Origin of the sequence: Arthrobacter sp. TB 26 (assembly GCF_000427315.1) — a bacterium.
GTDB lineage: Bacteria > Actinomycetota > Actinomycetes > Actinomycetales > Micrococcaceae > Arthrobacter.
The window spans coordinates 1-5,530 of record NZ_AUPJ01000091.1 but is presented as its reverse complement, the minus strand read 5'-3'; the positions used below and the strand labels follow the sequence as shown (position 1 = coordinate 5,530).

5 protein-coding genes and 1 pseudogene (1 of these 6 cut by a window edge) are annotated in these 5,530 nt (G+C 67.5%); 2 read left to right on the top strand and 4 right to left on the bottom strand.

What is annotated here, in order from left to right; all coding sequences use genetic code 11:
- Nucleotides 1-578: pseudogene (locus K789_RS22115) on the top strand (HutD family protein); it begins 69 nt to the left of the window's first position.
- Here K789_RS22115 and K789_RS0102435 read toward each other — a convergent pair.
- The 4 genes from K789_RS0102435 to K789_RS0102420 are packed head-to-tail and all read right to left on the bottom strand — an operon-like array spanning nucleotide 575 to nucleotide 4,677.
- Nucleotides 575-1,402, bottom strand: coding sequence for an ABC transporter permease (locus K789_RS0102435; protein ID WP_024365358.1), 828 nt, complete (start codon nucleotides 1,400-1,402; stop codon nucleotides 575-577). The pseudogene K789_RS22115 and the gene K789_RS0102435 overlap by 4 nt on opposite strands.
- A 22-nt stretch (nucleotides 1,403-1,424) precedes the next feature.
- Complete coding sequence (locus tag K789_RS0102430) at nucleotides 1,425-2,354, bottom strand: ABC transporter permease (protein ID WP_024365357.1); 930 nt, start codon at nucleotides 2,352-2,354, stop codon at nucleotides 1,425-1,427.
- Between the two features lies 1 nt (nucleotide 2,355).
- On the bottom strand, nucleotides 2,356-3,543 hold the full coding sequence (locus K789_RS0102425; RefSeq protein WP_024365356.1) for an ABC transporter substrate-binding protein: 1,188 nt from the start codon (nucleotides 3,541-3,543) through the stop codon (nucleotides 2,356-2,358).
- 60 nt (nucleotides 3,544-3,603) lie between these two features.
- Nucleotides 3,604-4,677: an ABC transporter ATP-binding protein gene (locus K789_RS0102420; RefSeq protein WP_024365355.1), complete on the bottom strand. Its 1,074-nt coding sequence runs from the start codon at nucleotides 4,675-4,677 to the stop codon at nucleotides 3,604-3,606.
- 217 nt (nucleotides 4,678-4,894) lie between these two features.
- Here K789_RS0102420 and K789_RS0102415 point away from each other — a divergent pair.
- Nucleotides 4,895-5,530: FadR/GntR family transcriptional regulator (locus K789_RS0102415; RefSeq protein ID WP_024365354.1), on the top strand; the 636-nt coding region annotated here is incomplete at its 3' end.

Here is a 5,530-nt window from a genome sequence, read left to right as displayed (position 1 = left end):
CCCGCCAAGTGGCCAGCCATCCCGCGGCAACCGCCCGTCAGGACAGCCCCGGAACGGACAGCACCGGTACGGCGAGTGACTGGGACTGGCGGGTGAGCATCGCCGAGATGTCCAAAGCGGGCGACTTCTCGGCGTTTCCCGGCATGGACCGCGTCCTCACCGTGGTTGAGGGCGAGCTGCTGCTGCTGAGCGTCGACGGCGCCGAGCACCCGCTGGAGAAGTACCGCCCGTTCCGGTTCTCCGGCGACGCCGCCGCGGGCGGGGCACTGCCCACGGGCGACATCCGCGACCTGAATGTCATCACCCGCCGCGGAGCGTTCAAGGGCTACACCTCCATCATCGAACTCTCGAAGAAGCGGGCTCATCCCGTGTTCGAGGGCCAGCTGGGTATCCTGCTCCAAGGCCAGGCGGCGGTCAGCCCCGGAGGCGCAGCAGGCGCCGAGCAAGGCGCCGGGCCTGGCGCCGAGCCGCAGGCGCTGGACCGCTATGACGCCGTCGTCGGTTCCGACACTGCCTCCCCCGAGATCCTGGGCCGCGGCTTCCTGGCCGTCGTGTCGATCGACCCCGTCGCGGACTAGCCCTCCTTAGCCTTCACACGCGCCGCGCCGATCCCCACCGAGTCCTCGGACAGCCGCTGCGCGAGCCAGATCGGCACGATCGAGACGACGATCAGGACGACGGCCACGACGTTGACCACCGGGGCCTGGTTGGGCCGGAAGAGGTTCTGCAGGATCCAGATCGGCAGGGTGGTGTCCCCGGCGCCGATGGTGAATGTGGTCACGATGATCTCATCGAAACTGAGGGCGAAAGCCAGCAGGCCGCCGGCCAGCAGCGCCGAGCGGAGCTGCGGGAACGTGACCAGCCGGAACGTGGTGAACACGCCGGCCCCCAGGTCGGCGGAGGCCTCCTCCAGACCGCCCTGCATCCGGCGCAGCCGGGCAATGACGTTGTTGAAGACCGTCACCATGCAGAAGGTGGCGTGCGCGATCACGACCGTCCACAGGCTCAGCGAAACACCCAGGATGGTGGTGAACATGTTGTTCAGGGCGATGCCGGTGACGATCCCGGGCAGCGCGATCGGCAGGATCACGAGCAGGCTGATGACGTCCCGGCCGAAGAATTGGTAGCGCAGCAGTGCCAGCGCCAGGAGCGTCCCCAGCACCAGCGAAATGATCGTCGAGACCGCCGCCACCCAGAGCGAGGACACCAGGGCCTCGCGGACGCCGGTGGAGTCGAGCGCCCGCCCCCACCACTCCAGGGTCAGCCCCCGCGGCGGCCAGCCGAAGGTCCGGTCCGCGTTGAAGGAGTTGACCACGACCAGCAGCAGCGGCGTATAGATGAAGAGGAACACCAGTGCGGTGACGACGCCGAGGATGGCTTTAGCGCTTCGGGAAAGTCTCATGGTGCTCCTGACTGTCCGGGGTTCACAGGCTGTTGAGTGCGCCGGTGCGGCGGACGATGAAGAGATAGAGCGTGATGATCGCGATCGGGACCAGCGAGACGGCGGCGGCGAACGGCAGGTTGTTCGCGGCTCCGACGTTCGCATAGACCACGGTGCCGAGCATCTGGGTGGTGCCCCCAACGATCTGGGCGGTGATGTAGTCCCCGAGTGAGAGCGAGAACGTGAAGATCGTCCCGGCAATGATGGAGGGGACCAGCAGCGGGAACACCACCAGGCGCACGGTGGTCAGGGGTTTTGCGCCCAGGTCGCTGGAGGCTTCCAGCAGCGAATCGGGGACCCGGTCGAATCCGGCGTAGATCGGCAGGATCATAAACGGCAGCCAGATGTACGACAGCGTCAGGATCACGGCCGTTTCGCCGTATCCCGGGGACTCCAGCCCGATCGGCGCCCCCAACCACTCCAGCAGCCCGCCGTCGGCGAGCACGTTCCGCCAGGCGTACGCCTTGACCAGATAGCTCGCCCACAGCGGCATGAGGACGGCCACGACCAGCAGCTTCTGCCACCGGACGCTGGCCACCTTGGCGATGAAGAACGCCATGGGCAGCGCAAGGACCAGGTCGATCACGGTCACCGCGATCGCGATCCACAGCGTCCGCAGGGTGATGCGCTGGTAGACCGGATCCGTCAGGACCGTCACCAGGTTGTCGGTGGTCCAGACCGTGGACACCTTGCCGGTGAAGGTGTCCACGGTCCAGAACGCGGTGATCAGCAGCGCCGCCAGGGCCGCAATGTAGACGAGCACCAGCCAGCCGGCGGGGGCGGTGATCAGCCCCGCCAGCCGTAGCCTGGGCGAGCGGTGAAGCAGCGCCGAGACCTTGTTGGCTTTGGGACGGGGCACGGTGGAAGCGGCCGGGGAAGCCCCGGGGGCCGGGTGCTGCGTCTGGAGCGCCATCTCAGCCCTTGATTTCGGTCCAGGCCTTCGTCCACTCCGAGTAATCCGTGCACTTGACGTCCTTGCGGCCGTCCAGGCATCCGGCCACCGGCGTGGTCCAGTACCAGATCTGCTTCGCGTAGGCCTCATCACCGGAATGGTAGGTCTCGCAGTGCGACTTGTCCGCGGTGAGGTCGCAGGCCTTGGGGTTGGCCGGCGATTCGCCGAAGTACTCCGCCACGGCAGCATTGGCCTTGGGGCTGGCGATGTAGTCGAGCCACATGTAGGCGCAGTTCTTGTTCTTGGACTCCGAATTGATCATCCAGGTGTCCGACCAGCCCGTGGCGCCCTCTTCGGGGAGCAGGGTCTTCACGTTGGCCCCGTCCGCGACGGCGATGTTCGCGCCCACCTGCCAGGTGGTGCCGACCACCGTGCTGCCGCTGGCGAAGGCCTGGACCTCCTTGACGACGTCGCTCCAGTACTCGCCGATGTGCTTGCGCTGCTCTTTCAGCAGGTTAACCGAGGCGGCGAGCTGGTCCTTGTCCAGCGCATAGGGGTTCTTGATGCCAAGCTCCGGCTTGTGGGCCATCAGATACACGGCGGCGTCGGCAATGTAGATCGGCGAATCGTAGGCCGTGACCTTGCCACTGTGCTTGGCGGCGTCGTCGAACACGGCGCCCCAGGAGGTGGGCGCCGGGGTGACGGCATCCACGGAGTACATCAGCAGGTTGGCTCCCCAGCCGTGCGGCATCCCGTAGTTCTTGCCGTCCACCGTGTTCCAGGCCTTGTCCTTCAGGAAGGGGTACACGTCGGCGTAGTTTTTCAGCAGGCTCATGTTGACGGGCTCCACGTTGTTGCCGGCAATCAGCCGCAGGGAGGCGTCGCCGGAGGCCGAAACGACGTCATACTGGCCGGTGCGCATCAAGGTCACGGCTTCGTCCGAGGTGCCAAAGGGCTTGAAGCTGACCTTGCATTTGGTCTCGGTTTCGAAGGGGGTCACCCAGTCGACGGCGGGGTCGTTGCTTCCGTCCTCGACGTAGCCGGGCCAGGCGAGGATGGAAAGCTGCCCTTCGCCCGGGCCGATTTCGGACTTGACCGGCTGCGCGGACGGCGTGGCCGATCCCCCGCCGGTGGTGCCGCAGCCCGCCAGTGCGAGGGCTGCCGCCGCGGCCACCCCGACTACGAGGGAGGCCCTGTTCCTTGATGCCATGATCCTTACCTTTCGTTGCAGGGGTGAATCGGATTCAGTCTTTGTACGCGAACGTGCGTTTCAGGAACCGTGCGACGGCAGCCAGACGGCGGCGTCGTCGTCCCAGCTCACCGTGACGCGCCGGTCCAGCAGTTCCGCGTCGCCGCCGGGAAGCGTCTCCGGCGCCAGCACGACGACGGCGGGACCGTCGTCGAGCTGGACCCGCACCTGGGTGGCGTGCCCCACGTAGACCAGCGAGGTGACGGTTCCGGGGCAGGAGGTGACGCCGGCGCGCGGTTCCGGGGCCGCCGTCCAGGACAGGCGCAGCCGTTCGGGCCGGATGCAGACCTGCTCCGCGCGGCCGTAGAGCTTCTGGGCGTGGGCGGCGTCGAAGATGTTGGAGGTCCCGACGAAGTTGGCCACAAACGCGCCGCCGGGTCGCTCGTAGATCTCGTGCGCGGTGCCGATCTGTTCCAGGCTGCCGTTGTTGAACACGCCGATCCGGTCGCTCATGGTCAGGGCCTCCTCCTGGTCGTGGGTGACGAAGATGAAGGTGATGCCGAGCGAGCGCTGCAGTTCCTTCAGTTCCACCTGCATCTGCTGCCGGAGCTTGAGGTCCAGCGCACCGAGTGGCTCGTCCAGCAGCAGGACCTTGGGCTGCACCACCAGGGCCCGGGCCAGGGCCACCCGCTGGCGCTGGCCGCCGGAGAGCTGGGCCGGTTTGCGGCCGACAAATTTCCCCAGCTGCACGCGTTCCAGTGCTTCGCGGGCCCGCTCGTGGCGTTCCTTCCGGGGCATCCCCCGCACGCGCAGTCCGTACGCGACGTTGTCGATGAGGGACATGTGCGGGAACAGTGCATAGTCCTGGAAGACGGTGTTGAGGTCACGTTCGAACGGGGCCATGCCGGTGACGTCCTTGCCCTCGAGTTCGACGCTTCCCGAGGTGGGCAGCTCGAAGCCCGCGATCAGGCGCAGGACCGTGGTTTTCCCGGATCCTGACGGGCCGAGCATGGAGAAGAATTCGCCCTGGCGGATGTCGAGGTCCACGGCGTTGACGGCGACGGTGTCCCCGAAGACCTTGGTGAGTTTGCGGAGGCGGATCGCCGGAACCGCGTCCGTGTCCGTCGGCCGGCCGGCCGCGAGCGTCTCGGTCATGGGGTGCGCCTAACTCCGTTGCCGGATCGTCTTAGATGCGACACAGCGGGGTGTGATCCGCGCCACAACAGGCTGCTGGGCCAAATACTATTACTCCATAGGTTTTGTGTATAGACCCCCGCAGAGGCCCGGATTAGGATGGCAGCGACCGGGTGCGGGCAGCCCTCCGCGGCTGCCCCGGATGCTGGATCGACACCGGAAAGTGACTGGAGGCCCGATGCTGCTGACACCGCAGGGCGCCTCCCGGAGCCTGGCGGCCGTGTTCACGCCGATCAAGTCCCGCGGCTTGGTGGACGAGGTGTGCGGCCGGATCGAACAGGCAGTGGAAACCGGGCTGCTCACGAGCGGGCAGCGGCTGCCCAACGAGACGGAGCTCGCCGCCGCGCTGGGCGTCTCCGCGGTGACGGCCCGCGAGGCACTGTCGCAACTGCGGACGTCGGGCATCATCCGCACGGCCCGGGGACGCAGCGGCGGCAGCTTCATCGCCGACGACGTCCTGCCGTCCCGGGAACGCGCCCTGGACCAGTTGCGGGAGCTGACCAGGCTCCAGATCAGCGACCTGGGGCTGCACTACCAGGCCATTGCCGCAGCGTGCGCCAGTGTCGCGGCCCGGCGGTCCGACGCCGCGGATATGGCCACCCTGCGTTCCTTCATCCCGACGGCGGAGGCGGATCCGCTGCAGTGGCGGCTGGCCCTCTCCGAGTTCCTGCTCGAGGTGGCCGCCATCGCCCGCTCGGCCCGGCTGGCGCGGGAACTGATCCGCCTGCAGGCAGACCTCGGCACCCTCACCCTGCTTCCCTGCGCCGACTCCCGGTACCGGCTGACGACCGCCGGACTCGTCGAGGACGTCGCG

Coding starts and splice junctions, on each gene's coding strand:
- K789_RS0102435 (WP_024365358.1), bottom strand. CDS start 1,402: ATGAGACTTTCCCGAAGCGCTAAAGCCATCCTCGGCGTCGTCACCGCA.
- K789_RS0102430 (WP_024365357.1), bottom strand. CDS start 2,354: ATGGCGCTCCAGACGCAGCACCCGGCCCCCGGGGCTTCCCCGGCCGCT.
- K789_RS0102425 (WP_024365356.1), bottom strand. CDS start 3,543: ATGGCATCAAGGAACAGGGCCTCCCTCGTAGTCGGGGTGGCCGCGGCG.
- K789_RS0102420 (WP_024365355.1), bottom strand. CDS start 4,677: ATGACCGAGACGCTCGCGGCCGGCCGGCCGACGGACACGGACGCGGTT.